This is a genomic window from Variovorax sp. V118 (assembly GCF_041154445.1).
In the GTDB taxonomy this organism is placed as follows: domain Bacteria; phylum Pseudomonadota; class Gammaproteobacteria; order Burkholderiales; family Burkholderiaceae_C; genus Variovorax; species Variovorax boronicumulans.
Map to the genome: position 1 here is coordinate 4,470,590 of NZ_AP028663.1, position 19,525 is coordinate 4,490,114.

General features: G+C 66.6%; 17 protein-coding genes and 1 tRNA gene. 10 read left to right on the forward strand and 8 right to left on the reverse strand.

The genetic code is table 11. The features are described from left to right. Window positions 1–42 precede the first annotated feature (42 nt). The 9 genes from ACAM52_RS20835 (at window position 43) to ACAM52_RS20875 (ending at window position 8,432) form a co-directional block, all read left to right on the forward strand. Window positions 43–119, forward strand: a tRNA-Pro gene (locus ACAM52_RS20835). A 115-nt stretch (window positions 120–234) separates the two neighbouring features. Further along, entirely contained in the window at window positions 235–1,968 is a 1,734-nt protein-coding gene (gene pilB / locus ACAM52_RS20840; RefSeq protein WP_095949373.1) for a type IV-A pilus assembly ATPase PilB, read from the forward strand. Window positions 1,969–1,994: 26 nt separating this feature from the next. Next, the gene (locus tag ACAM52_RS20845; RefSeq protein WP_095949374.1) at window positions 1,995–3,224 is read left to right on the forward strand and encodes a type II secretion system F family protein; all 1,230 of its coding nucleotides are present in this window, start codon (window positions 1,995–1,997) and stop codon (window positions 3,222–3,224) included. Next, the gene (locus tag ACAM52_RS20850) at window positions 3,224–4,189 is read left to right on the forward strand and encodes an A24 family peptidase (RefSeq protein WP_369644498.1); all 966 of its coding nucleotides are present in this window, start codon (window positions 3,224–3,226) and stop codon (window positions 4,187–4,189) included. The genes ACAM52_RS20845 and ACAM52_RS20850 overlap by 1 nt, the downstream gene beginning before the upstream one ends. A 13-nt stretch (window positions 4,190–4,202) precedes the next feature. Then, the gene (coaE, locus tag ACAM52_RS20855; protein ID WP_369644499.1) at window positions 4,203–4,814 is read left to right on the forward strand and encodes a dephospho-CoA kinase; all 612 of its coding nucleotides are present in this window, start codon (window positions 4,203–4,205) and stop codon (window positions 4,812–4,814) included. Between the two features lie 76 nt (window positions 4,815–4,890). Then, entirely contained in the window at window positions 4,891–6,384 is a 1,494-nt protein-coding gene (locus ACAM52_RS20860; protein ID WP_369644500.1) for an MBOAT family protein, read from the forward strand. Window positions 6,385–6,390: 6 nt separating this feature from the next. After that, entirely contained in the window at window positions 6,391–7,422 is a 1,032-nt protein-coding gene (locus tag ACAM52_RS20865) for a hypothetical protein (protein ID WP_062474527.1), read from the forward strand. Between the two features lie 36 nt (window positions 7,423–7,458). Continuing rightward, window positions 7,459–8,214 (forward strand): cell division protein ZapD, encoded by a 756-nt coding sequence (gene zapD / locus ACAM52_RS20870; protein ID WP_070063618.1) that lies wholly within the window; start codon window positions 7,459–7,461, stop codon window positions 8,212–8,214. An 8-nt stretch (window positions 8,215–8,222) separates the two neighbouring features. Continuing rightward, window positions 8,223–8,432 (forward strand): DNA gyrase inhibitor YacG, encoded by a 210-nt coding sequence (locus tag ACAM52_RS20875; RefSeq protein ID WP_062474531.1) that lies wholly within the window; start codon window positions 8,223–8,225, stop codon window positions 8,430–8,432. 39 nt (window positions 8,433–8,471) lie between these two features. Here ACAM52_RS20875 and ACAM52_RS20880 read toward each other — a convergent pair whose 3' ends face one another. The 5 genes from ACAM52_RS20880 to secA are packed head-to-tail and all read right to left on the reverse strand — an operon-like array spanning window position 8,472 to window position 15,852. Further along, window positions 8,472–10,436: an acyltransferase family protein gene (locus tag ACAM52_RS20880; protein ID WP_062474533.1), complete on the reverse strand. Its 1,965-nt coding sequence runs from the start codon at window positions 10,434–10,436 to the stop codon at window positions 8,472–8,474. Window positions 10,437–10,473: 37 nt separating this feature from the next. Next, window positions 10,474–10,932 (reverse strand): NUDIX domain-containing protein, encoded by a 459-nt coding sequence (locus ACAM52_RS20885; protein WP_062474534.1) that lies wholly within the window; start codon window positions 10,930–10,932, stop codon window positions 10,474–10,476. Then, the gene (locus tag ACAM52_RS20890) at window positions 10,929–11,804 is read right to left on the reverse strand and encodes an ATP-binding protein (RefSeq protein ID WP_062474537.1); all 876 of its coding nucleotides are present in this window, start codon (window positions 11,802–11,804) and stop codon (window positions 10,929–10,931) included. The genes ACAM52_RS20885 and ACAM52_RS20890 overlap by 4 nt, the downstream gene beginning before the upstream one ends. Then, window positions 11,801–13,030 (reverse strand): bifunctional glutamate N-acetyltransferase/amino-acid acetyltransferase ArgJ, encoded by a 1,230-nt coding sequence (gene argJ / locus ACAM52_RS20895; protein ID WP_369644501.1) that lies wholly within the window; start codon window positions 13,028–13,030, stop codon window positions 11,801–11,803. The genes ACAM52_RS20890 and argJ overlap by 4 nt, the downstream gene beginning before the upstream one ends. Before the next feature lie 35 nt (window positions 13,031–13,065). Continuing rightward, window positions 13,066–15,852 carry a preprotein translocase subunit SecA gene (secA, locus tag ACAM52_RS20900; RefSeq protein ID WP_369644502.1) on the reverse strand — a complete coding sequence of 929 codons (2,787 nt, stop codon included), beginning with the start codon at window positions 15,850–15,852 and terminating at the stop codon, window positions 13,066–13,068. 204 nt (window positions 15,853–16,056) lie between these two features. Between secA and ACAM52_RS20905 the strand changes: the two genes are divergently transcribed. Next, on the forward strand, window positions 16,057–16,365 hold the full coding sequence (locus tag ACAM52_RS20905; RefSeq protein WP_062474543.1) for a DciA family protein: 309 nt from the start codon (window positions 16,057–16,059) through the stop codon (window positions 16,363–16,365). A gap of 27 nt (window positions 16,366–16,392) precedes the next feature. Here ACAM52_RS20905 and ACAM52_RS20910 read toward each other — a convergent pair whose 3' ends face one another. The 3 genes from ACAM52_RS20910 to ACAM52_RS20920 form a co-directional block, all read right to left on the reverse strand. Continuing rightward, a complete protein-coding gene (locus ACAM52_RS20910; RefSeq protein ID WP_369644503.1) occupies window positions 16,393–17,625 on the reverse strand; it encodes a pyridoxal-phosphate dependent enzyme in 1,233 nt (410 codons plus the stop codon). A gap of 104 nt (window positions 17,626–17,729) precedes the next feature. After that, on the reverse strand, window positions 17,730–18,422 hold the full coding sequence (locus tag ACAM52_RS20915; RefSeq protein WP_369644504.1) for a hypothetical protein: 693 nt from the start codon (window positions 18,420–18,422) through the stop codon (window positions 17,730–17,732). An 84-nt stretch (window positions 18,423–18,506) separates the two neighbouring features. Next, entirely contained in the window at window positions 18,507–19,514 is a 1,008-nt protein-coding gene (locus ACAM52_RS20920; protein WP_139700386.1) for a response regulator transcription factor, read from the reverse strand. Window positions 19,515–19,525: the final 11 nt, after the last annotated feature.

Genomic DNA, 19,525 nt, shown 5'->3' on the forward strand with positions numbered 1-19,525 from the left:
CAGAGTTGGCATCTAGGACGAGTTCTTTTTCTTGCAACCAATCGGGGTGTAGCTTAGCCTGGTAGAGCGCTACGTTCGGGACGTAGAGGCCGGAGGTTCGAATCCTCTCACCCCGACCAGTTTTTCTCGACTGGTCCAGTTAATGTCAGCCCCTGTTGCTGTGTAACGATTTACAGCACAGGCGTGTTCAGCGATGATCGTGAAGCACTTTTTCACATCTTTTGCATTCGCTGAATGGCCGCTGCCGAAATTCCCGTTAAAGAAACTACGCAGATCGCCCTTCCCGGCCTGGCGCGCGCCCTCGTGTCGGCTGGCAAGCTCGCGGCGAAGACAGCCGAAGACATCTATCAGAAGTCACTGAGCGGCCGCACCAGCTTCATCGCCGAACTGACCGGCACCGGTGCCGTCTCGGCTGCGGACCTCGCGCACACCCTGTCGAGCGCCTTCGGCGCCCCGCTGCTCGACCTCGATGCCATCGATCACCAGCGCCTGCCCAAGGACCTGCTCGATCCGAAGCTCTGCCATGCGTACCGCATCGTCGTTCTCAGCAAGCGCAACAACCGCCTGATCGTCGCGACGGCCGACCCGTCGGACCAGCAGGCCGCGGAAAAAATCAAGTTCGCGTCGCAGATGGGCGTGGACTGGGTCATCGCCGAGTACGACAAGCTCTCGCGCATGATCGAAGCCGCTGCAGCGAGCGCGGCTGAAACCATCAACAGCATCGTCGGCACCGAGTTCGAGTTCGACGACGTCACGGCCGACACCTCGGGCGATGCCAACGAGCAGGCCATCGCCGAAGTCGAAGACGCCCCTGTGGTGCGCTTCCTGCACAAGATGCTGCTCGACGCAGTCAGCATGCGGGCCTCGGACATCCACTTCGAGCCCTACGAACACCATTACCGGGTGCGCTTCCGGGTCGACGGCGAGCTGCGCGAAATCGCCAGCCCACCCACGGTCATCAAGGACAAGCTGGCCTCGCGCATCAAGGTCATTTCGCGGCTCGACATCTCGGAAAAACGCGTGCCGCAAGACGGCCGCATGAAGCTCAAGATCGGCCCCGACCGCGTGATCGACTTCCGTGTGAGCACGCTGCCCACGCTGTTCGGCGAGAAGATCGTCGTGCGTATCCTGGACCCGAGCAGCGCGCGCATGGGCATCGACGCCCTGGGCTACGACGCCGACGAGAAAGAACGACTCCTCCACGCCATCGGCCGCCCCTACGGCATGGTGCTGGTGACCGGCCCCACGGGTTCAGGCAAGACCGTGTCGCTCTACACCTGCCTGAACCTGCTCAACCAGCCGGGCGTCAACATCGCGACGGCGGAAGACCCGTCGGAAATCAACCTGCCTGGGGTCAATCAGGTCAACGTCAACGAGAAGGCCGGCCTCACCTTCGCGGCCGCGCTGCGTGCCTTCCTGCGGCAGGATCCCGACATCATCATGGTCGGCGAAATCCGCGACCTCGAAACCGCCGATATCTCGATCAAGGCCGCGCAAACCGGTCACTTGGTGCTGTCGACGCTGCACACCAACGACGCCCCGACCACACTCACGCGCATGCGCAACATGGGCATCGCGCCGTTCAACATCGCGTCGAGCGTGATCCTGATCACCGCGCAACGCCTCGCGCGCCGGCTGTGCATGCTGTGCCGCGCGCCGATCGACATCCCGCGCGAAGCCCTGCTCGATGCCGGCTTCCAAGAGGAAGACATCAACGGCACCTGGAAGCCCTACCGCCCGGTCGGCTGCGCCGCCTGCAGCGGCGGCTACAAGGGCCGGGTCGGCATCTACCAGGTGATGCCGATTTCGGAAGCCATCCAGGAAATCATCCTGCGCGACGGCAGTGCGCTGGACATCGCGAACCAATCCGAAGCCGAAGGCGTGCGCTCGCTGCGCCAGTCCGGCCTTCGCAAAGTCATGCAGGGCCTCACTTCGCTCGAAGAAGTCGTCGCCTGCACCAACCTATAACGAACACACTGAACACCGGAGATCGAATGGCAACAGTGGCATCCTCCCGCTCCCAGGTCACGCACAAGGAATTCGTCTTCGAATGGGAAGGCAAGGACCGCAACGGCAAGCTGGTGCGCGGCGAACTTCGCGCCGCCGGGGAGAACCAGGTGCAGGCGGCCTTGCGTCGCCAGGGCGTGCTGGCCTCCAAGATCAAGAAGCGCCGCATGCGCTCGGGCAAGGCGATCAAGCCCAAGGACATCGCGATCTTCACGCGCCAGCTCGCGACCATGATGAAGGCGGGCGTGCCGCTGCTGCAGTCCTTCGACATCGTCGGCCGCGGCAACGCGAACCCGAGCGTCGCCAAGCTGCTGAACGACATCCGCAGCGACGTCGAGACCGGCACCTCACTGTCGGCCGCTTTTCGCAAGTTTCCGAAATACTTCGACAACCTCTACTGCAACCTGGTGGAGGCCGGTGAGGCGGCCGGTATCCTGGAAGACCTGCTCGACCGCCTGGCCACCTACATGGAGAAGACCGAGGCGATCAAATCCAAGATCAAGTCGGCATTGATGTACCCGACCTCGGTGGTCGTCGTGGCCTTCGTGGTGGTGGCGATCATCATGATCTTCGTGATCCCCGCGTTCAAGGAGGTGTTCACCTCGTTCGGCGCCGACCTGCCTGCGCCGACGTTATTCGTCATGGCGATCAGCGAATTTTTTGTTTCCTATTGGTGGCTGATCTTCGGCGTGCTCGGCGGTGGCATTTACTTCTTTCTGCAAGCGTGGAAACGCAATGAGCGCGTCCAGAAAGTCATGGACCGCCTGCTGCTGCGCATTCCCGTCTTCGGCACGCTGATCGAGAAATCCTGCATCGCCCGCTGGACCCGCACGCTCGCCACCATGTTCGCGGCCGGCGTGCCGCTGGTGGAGGCGCTCGACTCGGTGGGCGGCGCATCGGGCAACTCGGTGTACGGCGACGCCACCGCCAAGATCCAGCAGGAGGTCTCGACCGGCACCAGCCTCACGACGGCCATGACCAACGTCAACCTGTTCCCCTCGATGGTGATTCAAATGACCGCCATCGGCGAGGAATCAGGCTCGATCGACCACATGCTCGGCAAGGCCGCCGACTTCTACGAGTCCGAAGTCGACGACATGGTCGCCGGCCTCTCCAGCCTGATGGAACCCATCATCATCGTGTTCCTGGGCGTCATCATCGGCGGCATCGTGGTGTCGATGTACCTGCCCATCTTCAAGCTCGGCCAGGTCGTCTGATGCTGGTGTCGCAAGGGTTCGACACCGCATTGGCCGGTGTGCTGGGGCTATTGATCGGCAGTTTCCTCAACGTGGTGATCTACCGCACCCCGGTCATGATGTACCGGGGCTGGCTGAGCGATGCGGTCGCCAATCTCATGTCGTCGAAGGACATGCCGTCGCTCTGGTCGCTGGTCTTCGGTCCGAAGGCCGTGCCGCCCGCAGGGCTCGAGGCTGCCGCCGACAAGGCCGCCGAAGCGCTCGAGAAGCTCCCGCCCTTCGACCTCACCCGCCCCGCTTCGCGCTGCGGCGCGTGCGGCCACAAGATCCGCTGGTACCAGAACATCCCCGTGCTCAGCTACCTCGTGCTGCGTGGCCGGTGCGCCAGCTGCAAGACCTCGATCAGCCCCCGTTACCCCCTCGTCGAGTTGATCACGGGCGCGCTGTTCGCCCTGTGCGCACACCGCTTCGGCATCACCCCCACGGGCGCGCTCTGGGCGGCCTTCGGCGCCCTGCTGATCTGCCAGTTCCTCATCGACTTCGACACCCAGTTCCTGCCCGACGCCCTGAATTACCCGCTGCTCTGGCTCGGTCTGGTCGGTGCCGCCATGGGCTGGACCGGCGTCAGCCTGAACACCGCGGTCTGGGGCGCCGTGTTCGGCTACCTGAGCCTGTGGCTTGTGTACCATGCCTACCGCCTGGCCACAGGCAAGGAAGGCATGGGACATGGGGACTTCAAACTGCTCGCCGCTCTGGGCGCCTGGCTCGGCGCCGACTACCTCATTGCAATCATCCTCGTCTCCTCGGTGGTGGGCGCCGTGATCGGCCTCACGCTGCGCTTCGCCGGCAAGCTGGCCCACAAGGACATTCCCATCGCCTTCGGCCCCTTCCTGGCCGGCGCCGGCCTGATCTGCCTCGTGGCCGGTCCCGCCGTCGTGAAGCAGTGGATCCCCTTTGCCTTCCCCTTTGGGGCCCTGGCGCTCTAGGAACAGCAGCGGCATGGCGGTGAAGCGCATCGGCCTGACCGGCGGCATCGGCAGCGGCAAGAGCACGGTCGCGTCGTTGCTGGTGGCCGAAGGGGCGGTGCTGGTCGACACCGACGCCATCGCACGCAGCATCGCGCAGGCCGGCGGCATTGCGATGCCCGCCCTCGAGGCCGCGTTCGGCCCTTCCGTCATCGCGCCCGACGGCGGCCTCGACCGGGCCGCCATGCGCCAGCTGGTGTTCGCCGACGCGGGCGCCAAGGCCCGTCTCGAAGCGATCCTGCACCCGCTGATTGGCACCGAGACGCAACGCCAAGCCGCCGCGGCAGGCGACGATGCCATCGTCGTGTTCGATGTCCCGCTGCTGGTCGAATCCGGCCGCTGGCGGGCCCTCGTGGACCGCGTGCTGGTGGTCGATGCCCACGAAGACACGCAGCTGCAGCGCGTGGTCGCACGCTCGGGATGGGAGCCCGAGGCCGTGCGCACCGTGATCGCCCAGCAGGCGCCGCGCAAGGCGCGCCGGGCCGCCGCCGACGCCGTGATTTACAACGAGTCGTTGACGCTCGCGGAACTGGGCACCGAGGTGCGGGGTCTCTGGAAGCTGTGGGCTGCGGCCACCACGCGATAATCCGAGACCAGCCGCCCCGGCGGCTCTATAACGATTACGACAAAAAGGCGCTCGCCACTGCAGTGCCCTCCCCGAGATGCTTTTCAACTCGTATCCTTTCATTTTTGTCTATTTCCCGCTGGTCCTGATCGGGTTCTTCCTGATCGGCAAGCGCAACGCCCGCGCCGCCGCCGGCTTCCTCGGACTGGCCTCGCTGTTCTTCTACGGTTGGTGGAGCGTGCAGGCCCTGCCGCTGCTGCTGGGTTCCATCTGCGTCAACTACTGGTTCGGCCTGCAGCTGACGCCCGCGCCGGGGCGCAACGACCGCAAGCGCAAGACGCTGCTGATCGCCTCGCTGGTGATCAACCTGGGCGTGCTGGCCGTCTTCAAGTACGCCAACTTCTTCCTGGAAAACGTCGATGCGGGGCTGGTCGCGGCGGGCCTCACGCCGATCGAGCTGGTGCACATCGTGCTGCCGATCGGCATCTCGTTCTACACCTTCACGCAGATCGCCTTCCTGGTCGACTGCTGGCAGGGCAAAGTGCACGAACGCAGCTTCATCCACTACGTGCTGTTCGTCACCTACTTCCCGCACCTGATCGCGGGCCCGGTGCTGCACCACGCGCAGATGATGCCGCAGTTCGCGAACCCCGCGACCTACCGGATGGACCCGAACAAGGTCGCCATCGGCCTCACGATCTTCGTCTTCGGCCTCGCCAAGAAACTGCTGATCGCCGACCCCATGGGGCAGTACGCCGACCTGATGTTCAACGGCGTTCACAAGGGCATCGAGCCCACGCTGTACACCGCATGGTTCGGCGCGCTGGCCTACACGCTGCAGATCTATTTCGACTTCTCGGGCTACTCGGACATGGCCGTCGGCCTCTCGATGTGCCTGGGCGTGCAGCTGCCGCTGAACTTCCGCTCGCCCTACAAGTCGACCAACATCATCGAGTTCTGGCGCCGCTGGCACATCTCGCTGTCGACCTTCCTGCGCGACTACCTCTACGTGCCGCTGGGCGGCAACCGCAAGGGCCCGGCGCGGCGCTACCTGAACCTGTTCCTCACGATGCTGCTGGGCGGCCTGTGGCATGGCGCGGCCTGGACCTTCGTGGTCTGGGGCGCGATGCACGGCGCGTTCCTGATGGTCAACCACCTCTGGAACGCCAAGGTCCGTCGCAATGCCACCCCGGGACGCATCGCACGCGTGCTGGGCTGGCTGCTGACCTTCCTGTGCGTGGTGGTGGCCTGGATCGTCTTCCGCGCCGACGGCATGAACACGGCCATGTCCATCTACAAGGGCATGCTGGGCCTGCACGGCGCGCCGGTCTCGGCGTTCAGCGAGTTCGGCAAGGTGCCGTTCCGCAAGCCGGAGTTCTTCCAGCTCATGCTGGTGGCGATCGTCATCTGCCTGACGCTGCCGCCGACCATCACCCTGGAGCGCTGGATCCCCCATCCGAAGTCGATGGCTGGCCGCCCGGTGATGGCCCGCCTGTCGACCGTGGTGCTCGCCATCGGTACCTTCGCACTGTTCGCGTGGTGCGTTTCGAAGCTGGGCGGCTACAGCCCCTTCCTCTATTTCCAATTCTGATTCGACATGACGACGACCACGACGCCCGCGAAAGTCTGGCTGCGGTTCTTCCTCTTCGGCTATTTCGTCCTGATGGCCCTGTGGATCATTTCGCTCACCAGCCCGGTGCCCTACGGCGACCTCACGCGCATCGGGCGCCTGTCCGAACGCGAGTTCGGCTGGCGCGACCCGCCGCCCAAGGTCGACCCGGTCTACCTCGCCAGCACACCCATCGAACAGGCGGACGTGATGGTCGTCGGCGACAGCTTCTCCATGACGCACCGCTGGCAGTCCGTGCTCGCCAAGGCCGGCTACCGGGTCTCGACCTCCTACTGGGGCCAGTACGGCGAATCGCTGTGCGGCGACTTCAGCCAGTGGGTCCACGACTCCGGCTTCAAGGGCAAGCTGGTCATCATCGAAAGCGTGGAGCGCCTGCTGGACATGCGCATGCGCTACAGCGAGCGCTGCAAGGACGGCAAGACCATCTTCCCCTACAGCGCCAAGGCCGAGCCCCTCATCGAGCCCGACGAGACCGTGCCGGCCTTCGCGCCCAACTGGGAAGTCCAGTACATGACCGGTGTCGTGACCTACTACCACACGTGGAAGGCCAAGAACTCGCCGGTAGACACCTATTTCGATCGTGACACCTGGGTAAGGAAAGTCCCCGACGGTTGCAAATTCTTCTCGCATCGCCAGTGCGACCGGATGCCCTTCTTCCAGGAAGACGAGGACAATGGCCCGCTGACCTCCGACACGCTGGCGCGAATGAAGAACTTCACCGCTGCGCACAGCACCATCCCGCTCCTGTGGATGGTGGTGCCCAACAAGACCACGGTCTACCTCAAGCCCGATTTCTCGAAAGACTTCGAAAGCGGCTTCCGCGACGCGAAGCTCGGCCCCGACCTGTACGCCTTCACCCGCGAAAAGCACACGCAGATCCGCGACTTCTACTTCTCGAACGACACGCACATGTCCATGCACGGACAGCTCGCACTCGGCGAGCGCATGCTGGCCGCGGTGCGTGAAGTGATGCCCACACCCCCTTCCAAATCGCCCTGAAGTTATGATTCCGCGACAGGAAACCGACAAATACGCGTGATCCTCTACGAGTACCCCTTCAACGAGCGCATCCGCACGTACCTGAGGCTGGAGCATCTGTTCCGTCGTCTCGGGGAACTGGTGCCCTCGGAATCGCCGCTTTCGCACCACTACGCCCTGGTCACGATCTTCGAGATCATGGACGTGGCGGCACGCGCCGACCTCAAGGCCGACGTCCTGCGCGACCTCGACAAGCACAAGAACGTCTTCAACAGCTACCGGGGCAATCCGGCCATCGCCGAGACGGTGCTGAACCAGGTCGTCGACCAGCTCGAACGCAACTTCAGCGCGCTCAACGGCGTGGCCGGCAAGGCGGGACAGGCACTCACCGAGAACGAGTGGCTCATGAGCATCCGCAGCCGCGCCGGCATTCCGGGCGGCACCTGCGAGTTCGACCTGCCCGCCTACTACGCCTGGCAGCACCGCACGCCGGCCAGCCGCCGCGCCGACCTGGAACGCTGGTCGAACACGCTGTCGCCATTGGCCTCGTCGATCTACCTGCTGCTCAAGCTGCTGCGCGACGCCGACGTGCCCTACAAGGTGATCGCCACCCACGGGCAGTTCCAGCAGAACCTGCCGCAGGGACGCAGCTTCCAGCTGCTGCGGCTGCGCATCGATCCCAAGCTGGGCCTGGTCCCGGAAATCAGCGGCAACCGCCTCATGGTCTCGGTGCGGCTCATGCGGCACGAGGCCGACGACCGCCTGCACCCGAGCACCGAAGACACCCCCTTCGAACTGACCCTCTGCGCGTGAGGCCCGGTGTGAGCAAGAAGAAAGAAGACGAACGCATCGTCCGCTGCCCGACCTGCGGCGGCGACAGCATTTATGCGGAGCGCAACCCGTTCCGGCCGTTCTGCAGCGCACGCTGCAAGGGCATCGACTTCGGCGCCTGGGCGACCGAGGAATTCAGGATGCCGGCGGAGACACCGCCCGACGAAGAGCCCTTCGGCGATCCCAAGCTGCAGCAATAGATTGCCTGCACGCCACCGCAGCCCAAGGCTGCGGGGTCGTCAATTGGCCGCCGCGGGCTGCACGCCCTCTTCCAGGAACACCTTGTCCAGGTAGGTCGCGAACTGCCGCGTGAACGCGGGCCGCAGGTGGCCGTGGTCCTTGTAGGCCGGCGCACCGTCAGGCATCGTCCGCGGGCACTGGCCGTCCTTGCACAGGGCGCCCAGCACGTCGATCGCCTCCGCGCCGCTGGCGGCCGCAATCTGCAGGAGCCGCTGGTTGAGCTTCACCTGGTCGGCGAGCACGGGCGCGGTCGGCGAATTGCCCACCACCGAGAGCGTGCGCAGCCGGCTGCCCTCGATCATGCGGCGGGGTTCGAAGTCGTCACCCAGCGCGTTGTCGAGCAGCAGATAGACCTTTTTCTTCTGCTTGACCAGCTCGGTCACCCACGCCTGCAGCGCCACCAGCGAGGGCTCGATGCCGGCGCGGTCGCCGCGGGTCAGGGAGAGCGACGCGCCGTTCGCGCGCAGCACGTAGTCCAGCGGGAAATCGCCCGTGAAGTAGCAGTTCCAGCAGCTGCCGATCAGCACGGTGTCGATCTGCGGGTCGCGTGCCATCGCCATCCACTGGTCGCGGGCCGGGCCGCAGCCCGGGTTCTGCTCGGCGAAGACGTTCGGAATGGCCGGGCATGCGCCGTAGGTGAAGAAGTACGTGGTCGCCATGCGCTCGGGCGCGAGGCGTGCCAGCTCCGCGGCACGCGGGCCGTACTCGATGACGTGGCTGTCGCCGATCAACAGCACCTTGCGGGCGCCGTTGCCGATGCGATTCACCGCGTAGGGGCCGAAGTTCTCCGAGGAAAAGCCGGCGTAGTAGTCGCCGTCCACCGTCGCATCGGTCACCTTCTGCAGCAGTTCGCTGTTGTGGCGGGCGGGCAAACCGTTGAGCACCGCCACGCCGGCCACGGCCACGAAGGCACCGGTGCCCACGAGCGTGCGCAGCATGCCCGCGCCCAGGCGGGCTCGCGTGAACCGCTCGATGAAGCGATAGGTCAGCCAGGCCAGCAGCACGCTCGCGACCACCATCGTCACGCGCGTGCCCACCGACGGCTCCGCGCCCTTGACGATCCGCGCATACACCAGGAGCGGCCAGTGCCACAGGTACAGCGGATAGCTGATCAGGCCGATCCACACCATCGCGCGGTTCGACAGGAAGTACTTGTTCAGCACCCCCGTCGGGCCGGCCGCAATGCAGCTCACCGCACCCAGCGTCGGCAGCAGCGCCCACCAGCCGGGGAAGGCCTTGTCGCTGCGGATCATCACGAGGCCCAGCACGATCAGGCCCACGCCCAGCACCGACTGCACATGGCTGCGCCAGACGCTCGGTGCCGACGGCTTCATCCGCATGCAGGCCAGGATGCCGCCCACCATGAGTTCCCAGAAGCGCGAGGCCGGCGAATAGAAGGCCGCCGTGCGGAACGGGTGGATCGTCGTCACGTTGATGAGGAACGACACCACCGCCAGCACCCACAACACCCGCACGATCGGCCAGCGACGGCGCCAGGCCAGCCCGAGCAGCAGCGGCCAGAAAATGTAGAACTGCTCCTCGATGCCCAGCGACCACAGGTGCAGCAGCGGCTTGGTCTCGGCGGCCGTGTCGAAATACCCCGCCTCGCTCCAGAAGACGAAGTTGGCCACGAAGCCCACGCCGCCCAGCGCCTGCTTGCCCAGCTCGACGAATTCTTTGTTCAGCAGCACGTACCAGCCGAAGGCGAGCACGCCCGCCAGCATCAGCATCAGTGCCGGGAAGATCCGACGGATGCGCCGTGCGTAGAAATCGCGGTAGCTGAAATCGCCGGCCGCGTGGCTCTGCATGATGATCGTCGTGATCAGGAAGCCCGAGATCACGAAGAAGATGTCGACGCCGATGAAGCCGCCCGGCAGCAGCTTCGGGAACGCGTGGAAGATGACGACCGAGGCCACGGCCACGGCGCGCAGGCCGTCGATGTCGGCACGGTACTTGGGATGCATATCTCTTACTTCTGGACCACGGTCGTGCCGTGCGTCGTCAGGCGACGCTCGACACCGCCTCGGCGGCCGACGCGGGCAGGCCGCGTTCCTCGACCAGCCACGCCAGCACCGGCAGTGCGCCCGGCAGCACCGGCGCCACGTCGAGCGGCAGTTGCTGCCAGGCCATGGCCTGGCTTTCGCGCATTTCGAACTCGCCGGTCCAGTCCGTCACCTTGCACCAGTGCAGGCGCACCAGCGCGTGCGGGTAGTCGTGCTCCGTGACCTTCCAGACCTCGGCGCCACCGATGGTGATGCCCAGCTCTTCCTGCAGCTCGCGGCGCAGGGCTTCCTCGACCGTTTCACCGGCCTCGATCTTGCCGCCCGGAAACTCCCAGTAGCCTGCATAGGCCTTGCCTTCGGGGCGCGTGGTGAGGAGCAGCGCCTCGTCGGCCAGGCGGATCAGCACGCCGACGGCCACTTCGGTGTGCTTGCGCGCCGATGTCACAGCCTCGCTCACGCGCCGGCCCGCCCTGCGTAGTCGCGCGCGAACTGGTAGGCCACGCGGCCGCTGCGCGAGCCGCGCTCCAGGGCCCACACGAGCGCCTCGGGCCGCGCCGCCGCGATGGCCGCGTCGTCGACGCCGAACGACGAGAGCCACTGGCCCACGATCGTCAGGTATTCGTTCTGGCTGAAGGGGTAGAAGCTCACCCAGAGGCCGAAGCGCTCCGACAGCGAGATCTTCTCTTCGATCACCTCGCCCGGATGCACCTCGCCGTCGTCCGTGTGCTTGTACGTGAGGTTGTCCTTCATGTACTCGGGCAGCAGGTGGCGCCGGTTGCTGGTGGCGTAGATCAGCACGTTGGGCGTCGAGGCGGCAATCGATCCGTCGAGGATCGACTTGAGCGCCTTGTAGCCCGGCTCGCCCTCGTCGAAGCTCAGGTCGTCGCTGAAGACGATGAACTTCTCGGGGCGCTGCGAGACCACCTCGACGATGTCGGGCAGGTCGGTGAGCTCGGCCTTGTCGACCTCGATCAGGCGCAGGCCCTGCGGCGCGTAGGCCTGCAGGCAGGCGCGGATCAGCGACGACTTGCCCGTGCCACGTGCGCCGGTCAGCAGCACGTTGTTGGCCGGCTTGCCTTCGACGAACTGGCGCGTGTTGCGCTCGATCTTTTCCTTCTGGACGTCGATTTCCCTCAGCGAATCGAGCGCCATCGTGGCCACGTGCTTCACGGGCTCCAGCACGCCATGGCCGGAGCTGCGGCGGCGATAGCGCCAGGCGATGGAGGCGCTCCAGTCGGTCGGCGCGGCCAGCGGCTGCGGCAGGATCGATTCGATGCGGCCGATGAGCTGTTCGGCGCGCTCGATGAGCTTCTGGAACTGCTCGTTCATGACCGGTAGTCGGCGTTGATCGTGACGTATTCGTGGCTGAAGTCGCAGGTCCACACGGTGTCGCTGGCGGTGCCGCGGCCCAGGCCGATGCGCACGGTGATCTCGCTCTGCTTCATCACGCGCTGGCCGTCTTCCTCACGGTACGACGGATTGCGTCCGCCCTTCACCGCCACGTGCACGTCGTCCAGGAACAGGTCGATGCCGGTCTGGTCGAGGTCGGGAATGCCGGCATAGCCGACGGCCGCCAGGATGCGGCCCAGGTTCGGGTCGCTGGCGAAGAAAGCGGTCTTGACCAGCGGCGAATGCGCCACGGCATAGGCCACCTGGCGGCACTCGGCCCCGTCCTTGCCGCCGTCGACCTGGATGGTGATGAACTTGGTCGCGCCTTCGCCGTCACGCACGATGGCCTGCGCCAGCAGGCGGGCCACGTCGCGCATCGCGGCCACGAGCGCCTGGCCGTCGGCCGAGTCGAGCGAGGTGATGGTCGCGTGCGCGGCCTTCTGTGTGGCGATGACCACGAACGAGTCGTTGGTCGAGGTATCGCCGTCGATGGTCACGCGGTTGAACGAGGCGTCGGCCAGCTGCGTGGCCAGCGGCTGGATCAGTGCCGGATCGATCTTCGCGTCGGTCGCCATGAAGCCGAGCATGGTCGCCATGTTCGGGCGGATCATGCCGGCGCCCTTGCTGATGCCGGTGATGGTGACCGTGGCACCGCCGATCTGCACCTGGCGGCTGAACGCCTTGGGGATCGTGTCGGTGGTCATGATGCCTTCGGCGGCACGGGCCCAGTTGTTTTCCGACGCGTCGGCCAGCGCGGCCGGCAGGCCGGCTTCGATGCGGTCCACGGGCAGCGGCTCCATGATCACGCCGGTCGAGAACGGCAGGATCTGTTCGGGCGCGAGTTCCAGGTGACGCGCCAGCGCGATGCAGGTGGAGCGCGTGCGCATCAGGCCGTCTTCGCCGGTGCCGGCGTTGGCGTTGCCGGTGTTGATCACCATCGCGCGAATGCCGTAGTTGGCCTTCAGGTGGTCGCGGCAGACCTGCACCGGGGCGGCGCAGAAGCGGTTCTGCGTGAACACGCCGCCGACCGCCGAGCCTTCGTCGATCAGCACGACGGTCAGGTCCTTGCGGTTGGCCTTGCGCACGCCGGCTTCGGCCACGCCGATGCGGACGCCGGGCACCGCGAACAGCGCGGCGGGATCGGGAGCGGACAGGTTCACGGGCATGGAATTTCTCTCAATGAAAGGTGCGGGACTTCAGCTCAGCTCAGCTTGCCGTGGCACTGCTTGTACTTCTTGCCGCTGCCGCAGGGGCAGGGGTCGTTGCGGCCGACGCGCGCAAACGCCGCGGCTTCGGCGCTCAGCGCGCCGGTGCCGACAGCCGCCAGGCGGCGCTGGTTCTCTTCGTCGACGCGCACCTCGACCTCGCCGGTCTCGGTGGGCGCGGTGTAGGTGATGTTCGAGACGTTCTCGCCGCGGCTTTCCATTTCCTCGGCCGCCTGCTCGAGCTGCTCGCCCGACTGCACGCGCACCGTCATGAGCTGGCGCGTGACTTCGTTCTTGACCGAGTCGAGCAGCTGGCCGAAGAGCTCGAAGGCCTCGCGCTTGTATTCCTGCTTGGGCTGCTTCTGTGCATAGCCGCGCAGGTGGATGCCCTGGCGCAGGTAGTCGAGCGAGGCCAGGTGTTCGCGCCAGTGGGTGTCGATGCTCTGCAGCAGCACCATGCGCTCGAACTGGGTGAAGTTCTCCTGGCCGATCAGCGTGACCTTGGCGTCGAAGCTCTCGTTGGCGTAGGCCACGATCTTCTCGACCACTTCCTCGTCGGAGATGGCATCGGCGGCCTCGACCTGCTGCTTGAGCGGCATGTCGATGCCCCACTCGCTGAACAGGCTCTTCTCGAGGGCGTCGAGGTCCCATTGCTCCTCGACCGATTCGCGCGGCACGTACTGGCGCGCGAGGTCGGTGAAGCAGCCTTCGCGCAACGCGGCGATCTGCGCCGTGAGGTCGGCCGCGTCGAGGATGTCGTTGCGCTGCTGGTAGATCACCTTGCGCTGGTCGTTCGACACGTCGTCGTACTCGAGCAGCTGCTTGCGGATGTCGAAGTTGCGCGCCTCGACCTTGCGCTGCGCGCTCTCGATGCTGCGCGTGACGATGCCGGCCTCGATGGCTTCGCCGTCGGGCATCTTCAGGCGGTCCATGATCGCCTTCACGCGGTCGCCCGCGAAGATGCGCATCAGCGGATCGTCCAGGCTCAGGTAGAAGCGCGAAGAGCCCGGGTCGCCCTGGCGGCCCGAACGGCCGCGCAGCTGGTTGTCGATGCGGCGCGACTCATGGCGTTCGGTGGCAATGATGCGCAGGCCACCCAGCGACTTCACGAACTCGTGGTCCTTGGTCCACTCGGCGCGCACGTGGGCGATGTCGGCCTGCTTGGTGGCTTCGTCGCGGCCTTCGTCGTTCTCGATCGCCTCGATCATCTTCTCGATGTTGCCGCCCAGCACGATGTCGGTGCCGCGGCCGGCCATGTTGGTCGCGATGGTGATCATCTTCGTGCGACCGGCCTGCGCGACGATGTCGGCTTCGCGGGCGTGCTGCTTGGCGTTGAGCACCTGGTGCGGCAGGCCTGCCTTCTCGAGCAGGGCGTCGATGATTTCCGAGTTCTCGATCGACGAGGTGCCCACCAGCACCGGCTGGCCGCGCTCGTAGCACTCGCGGATGTCCTGGATGGCCGCTTCGTACTTCTCGCGCGTGGTCTTGTAGACGCGGTCGAGCTGGTCGTCGCGCTTGCTGATGCGGTTCGGCGGAATGATCGTGGTCTCGAGACCGTAGATTTCCTGGAACTCGTAGGCCTCGGTGTCGGCCGTGCCGGTCATGCCGGCCAGCTTGCCGTAGAGGCGGAAGTAGTTCTGGAAGGTGATCGAGGCCAGCGTCTGGTTCTCGGCCTGGATCTCGACGCCTTCCTTGGCTTCCACGGCCTGGTGCAGGCCGTCGCTCCAGCGGCGGCCGCTCATGAGGCGGCCGGTGAATTCGTCGACGATGACCACTTCGCCCTGCTGCACCACGTAGTGCTGGTCGCGGTGGTACAGGTGGCGGGCACGCAGCGCGGCATTCAGGTGATGCATCAGCGTGATGTTGGCCGGGTCGTACAGCGACGCGCCTTCGGGAATCAGCTTGAGCTCGCCCAGGATGCGCTCGGCGTTCTCGTGGCCGTCTTCGGTCAGGAACACCTGGTGGGTCTTTTCGTCGACCGTGAAGTCGCCGGGCACCGTGACGCCCTCGCCCGTGCGCGGATCGGCTTCGCCTTCCTGCTTCTTGAGCAGCGGCACCACCTTGTTGATCGCCAGGTACAGGTCGGTGTGGTCTTCGGCCTGGCCGCTGATGATCAGCGGCGTGCGGGCCTCGTCGATCAGGATGGAGTCCACCTCGTCGACGATCGCGAAATTCAGGCCACGCTGCACCCGGTCACCGGGCTCGTAGACCATGTTGTCGCGCAGGTAGTCAAAGCCGTACTCGTTGTTCGTGCCGTACGTGATGTCGCTGCCGTAGGCGGCCTGCTTCTCTTCGCGCGGCATCTGCGGCAGGTTGATGCCGACCGACAGGCCCAGGAAGTTGTACAGGCGGCCCATCCAGGTCGCGTCGCGGTTGGCCAGGTAGTCGTTCACCGTGACCACGTGCACGCCCTTGCCGGACAGCGCGTTCAGGTACACGGGCAGCGTGGCGGTCAGCGTCTTGCCTTCGCCGGTGCGCATTTCGGAGATCTTGCCGTTGTGCAGCGCCATGCCGCCGAGCAGCTGGACGTCGAAGTGGCGCATCTTCATGACGCGCTTGGAGCCTTCGCGCACGGTGGCGAAGGCTTCGGGCAACAGGTCGTCGAGCGACTCGCCCTTGGCGATGCGGTCCTTGAATTCCTGCGTCTTGGCGCGCAGCGCGTCGTCGCTGAGCTTTTCGAATTCGGGTTCGAGCGCATTGATGCGCGTCACCGTCTTGCGATACTGCTTGAGGAGCCGGTCGTTGCGACTGCCGAAGATCTGGGTCAGGAAGTTGGTTGCCATGGGCGTGGAGAGGGGCGGGCACCTGACACGACAGGCACTGCGACCGGATTCCCTAAGATATGGTGAAAGCAGTTGGGCGCACCTTCTTCGAATGCAAGCTTCGCAAGTCTCGAAGTCGGATGGCCCCGTTCCGGAACAAACGCCGACGCACGCGTCGGCAAACCGGGCATTTTAGCTGTCTTGTTTCTAACCCCTGGATTACCCATGTATCGCCGACTGCCCCCCGCCATTTCACTGCACGATGCTGCGGCAGGCGCCCCCACCCTGGGGAGCCTGATGGCGCGCGCGCGGGACACGGCCGAGCGGCTGAAGGCCATCGAAGGGTTGATTCCGCCCGCCATGCGCGCGGCCATCCAACCCGGGCCGGCCGAGGGCGACGTGTGGTGCCTGCTGGTCAAGGGCAGCGCCGCGGCCGCCAAGCTGCGACAGCTGTCGCCGATGCTGGTCACGCGCCTGAAGAACCGGGGCTGGGACGTCGCGACGATCCGCATCAAGGTGCACACGGGGCGCTGAGCCCCGGGATCGCACGGCACGCGCGGCTCAGGCCACGGCGCGGTCAGGCCAGCTCGGGTCGCTCGATGCGTCGGAGGTCAGCACCATCACGACATGCGCATCGGCCGCGATGGTCTCGGCCTCGCGCAGTTGCCGCACGGCCCCCAGACCCGCCGCTGCCGCGAGTTCGGCGCTCACGCCGGCCGCGGTGAGCAGCCGCCGCGCCGCGCGGGCTTCGTCGTCGCCCACCACCACGGCACCGCCGCCGCTGGCCGTGGCGGCTTGCCATTGCAGGTAAGTGACCGTCGCGCCCGCGCTCGACAGCTGCGCCGTGCGACCGGGGTAGCTGCCGTTGAGCGCCCCGCCGCCGAGCACGCGCGACAGCCGCGGGAAGGGCTCGACCAGCCACATCCGCGGCAGGCGCGCGATGCGCCCCGCCGCCAGCAGCTCGCGAAAACCGGCGTAGATGCCCCAGGCCATGTCGCCACGACCGGTCGGCACCACGACGTGGTCAGGCAGGCCGCCGTCCTTCAGGCACTCTTCGGCGATGGCCTTGTAGCCCTCCACGCCCAAGGGTGCGCTGCCCAGCGCGGGCAGGCGGTAGTTGGAGAGCGCGAAATACCCCGGGTACTGCGAGCGCTCGCGCACGAAGCCCCAGCGGCCGGTGTTGTCGGCGAACACATAGCGCCGCGCGCCCAGCGCGTCGAGCTGGCGGGCGTAGGTGGCGGGCATCGCCTCGTAGGAGGCCACCTCGCAACCGAGCCCCGCGGCCCACGCGTAGTGCGCCGCCGACACCGCCGTGTTGCCCGACGAGGCGAGCACCAGCGTGTGGGCCCCGGCGTCCAGCGCCTGCGCCACGCCCATCGCGGTCAGCCGGTCCTTGGGCGAGCCGGTCGGGTTGCGCGACTCGTCCTTGATGCTCAGGCGCGCGATGTCGAACTGCCGCGCGAGCTCGGGCATGTCGTGCAGCGGCGTGTTGCCCTCGCCGAGCGAAAAGCCCTGCACGTACGGCATCGGCACCACGTCCGGGCCGCCGGGTCGGTAGCTGGCGCGCAGCCCGACGTGAAAGCCGGCCTGCCGGCAGGCCGGGCAGCCGTCGTTGGCGAGCGTGACCGGGTACAGCGCGTCGCAGCGCAGGCACTGCAGCCCCTGCAGGCGCGGATTGCGCTGCGGCGTGAACGAGCGGCCGAGCACCCCGGCCGGCCGCCCCGGCAGGAAGGTCTGCGCGGGGCTCTCCGGCGGCGCGGTGAACTTGAAGTCCAGAACGGGCGATGGGGTCACGGATCGTTGACTCGTTAATAAATGTGACCGAATCTTATTCAAAATCAACAAAATCCACGATACGGGAGTTCATCCCATTGCAGCGGATTTCAGTTTTCCTTCACTTATTTCCAGCTGAATTCGTGGTTCAGCCCGATCACCACGCCGCGCACGCCCTGCGGCCCGGTGCGCGAGGTGCTGATGTCGACACTGATCAGCGGCGTCAGGCTGAAACGGCCGCCCACGCGCGAGGTCCACAGGCCTCCGGCCCGGTTGCGCTCGGCGATCAGCGACACAGCGTCGTTCAGCGCCCACTCCACGGCCAGGCCGCCGCGCGGCGTGCGCACGCCGGTGCCCAGCGCCCAGTCGGCGCCCAGGTTGGCGTGAATCTGCAGGCTCCCGGTGGGTCGCCAGGTGAGCGGCACCACCAGCTGGCCGCCCCAGCGACCGCCGCGCCGCAGGTCGGCCACCGCGCCCATCGACACGGCGGCGCTGAAAGGCGCGTCGGCGGCCGCGCCGGCAAAAGTCCACTTGAGCTGCGGGCCGCCCGTGACCGAGTGGACGCCCTGCGCCGAGAGCCGGTCGAAGTTCAGCCCCAGCTCGACCGGCCCGACCCGGCAGGCCGGCCCGACATGGAACCCAGTCGTGACGGGCTCGGCGCCGCTGCGGCCCCACCAGGTTTCGTACTGGCACTGGCCGGGATCGAGCGTGCCGGCGTCGTCGACATCGAAGTGGCCGGCGGCCTGTGCGCCCAGGCCCGACAACGCCGCGACTGCGGCAACGAGCAGGCGTGCGGTGCGCGTGTTGTTGTTCTTCATTTCGTGCTTCCCTCGGAGAGCCCTGCCTCATTCTAGGAAGCCGGAAAGTCCGCGCCATGACGCGGCAACGCCATCCCCCGCCCTTCAGAGTTCGAACTGCGGCTGCAGCTCGCGGATGCGCTTGATCGCCACGCCGGCCGCTGCCGTGCGCGTCTCCACGCCCAGCTTCACGTACACGCGCTCCAGGTGCTTCTTGGCGGTGGCCGGGCTGCTGCCGAGGATCTCGCCGATGTCCTTGTTGGTCTTGCCCTTGACCACCCAGTACAGCACCTCGGCCTCGCGCGCCGTGAGCTTCAGGCTCAGGCTCATGGCCTCGATCACGGCGGTGTCGGACACCTCGCGCATGACGATCATCCACTCGTCGCCGGCGTCGTCCTCGCCGGTCTGGCGGTGCAGCCGCAGGCTCAGGCTGCGCGCGCCCTGCGCGATCACCAGCGCGGGCGGCTCGATGCCGCGTGCGCGGGCGTCGGGCGCGTGCTGGCGCAGCCAGCCGAGCACGGCCGGCGGCGTCTCGGGCGCCTGCGTCTCGCAGTAGCGCGCCAAGAGCTCGCGCGCCAGCGCCGTCTGCCAGATCAGCCGCCCTTCGGGCAGCCGCACCGTGATGCTCGCGTAGCCGAAGGCGTCGAGCGCATTGCGCGCCTGCCCGGCCTGATGCGCCTCCTGCCGCGCGCGGCGCGCGCCCTGCAGGTGCACGTTCATGCGCGCCAGCACCTCCTTCGGCTTGATCGGCTTGGTGACGTAGTCGACGCCGCCCGCCTCGAGCGCGGCCACGAGGTGCTCGGTTTCAGTGAGGCCCGTCATGAACACGATGGGGATGTGCGCGGTGGCCGCATCGGCCTTGAGCCGGCGCGCCACCTCGAAGCCGTCGATGCCCGGCATCATCGCGTCGAGCAGCACGATGTCGGGGCGCGCCTGCGCGGCGCGCTGCAGCGCCTGCTCGCCGTTCGTGGCGATGAGCACGGTGTAGCCCGATTCGTCGAGCGCGTCGTGCAGCACGGCGAGGTTGTCGGGCACGTCGTCGACGATCAGCACCAGGTCGCCGTGGGCGCCCTGCTGCTCGCGCAGCGTGCGGGCGAGCGGTGAAGCGGGCATGGTCGGTGGAG

Excerpts from the sequence above, each read along its gene's own strand:
- ACAM52_RS20920 (WP_139700386.1), bottom strand. The coding sequence starts at position 19,514 with ATGCCCGCTTCACCGCTCGCCCGCACGCTGCGCGAGCAGCAGGGCGCC.
- ACAM52_RS20905 (WP_062474543.1), top strand. The coding sequence starts at position 16,057 with ATGTATCGCCGACTGCCCCCCGCCATTTCACTGCACGATGCTGCGGCA.
- ACAM52_RS20915 (WP_369644504.1), bottom strand. The coding sequence starts at position 18,422 with ATGAAGAACAACAACACGCGCACCGCACGCCTGCTCGTTGCCGCAGTC.
- ACAM52_RS20860 (WP_369644500.1), top strand. The coding sequence starts at position 4,891 with ATGCTTTTCAACTCGTATCCTTTCATTTTTGTCTATTTCCCGCTGGTC.
- secA (WP_369644502.1), bottom strand. The coding sequence starts at position 15,852 with ATGGCAACCAACTTCCTGACCCAGATCTTCGGCAGTCGCAACGACCGG.
- ACAM52_RS20880 (WP_062474533.1), bottom strand. The coding sequence starts at position 10,436 with ATGCATCCCAAGTACCGTGCCGACATCGACGGCCTGCGCGCCGTGGCC.
- pilB (WP_095949373.1), top strand. The coding sequence starts at position 235 with ATGGCCGCTGCCGAAATTCCCGTTAAAGAAACTACGCAGATCGCCCTT.
- coaE (WP_369644499.1), top strand. The coding sequence starts at position 4,203 with ATGGCGGTGAAGCGCATCGGCCTGACCGGCGGCATCGGCAGCGGCAAG.
- ACAM52_RS20845 (WP_095949374.1), top strand. The coding sequence starts at position 1,995 with ATGGCAACAGTGGCATCCTCCCGCTCCCAGGTCACGCACAAGGAATTC.
- ACAM52_RS20865 (WP_062474527.1), top strand. The coding sequence starts at position 6,391 with ATGACGACGACCACGACGCCCGCGAAAGTCTGGCTGCGGTTCTTCCTC.
- argJ (WP_369644501.1), bottom strand. The coding sequence starts at position 13,030 with ATGCCCGTGAACCTGTCCGCTCCCGATCCCGCCGCGCTGTTCGCGGTG.
- ACAM52_RS20850 (WP_369644498.1), top strand. The coding sequence starts at position 3,224 with ATGCTGGTGTCGCAAGGGTTCGACACCGCATTGGCCGGTGTGCTGGGG.
- ACAM52_RS20890 (WP_062474537.1), bottom strand. The coding sequence starts at position 11,804 with ATGAACGAGCAGTTCCAGAAGCTCATCGAGCGCGCCGAACAGCTCATC.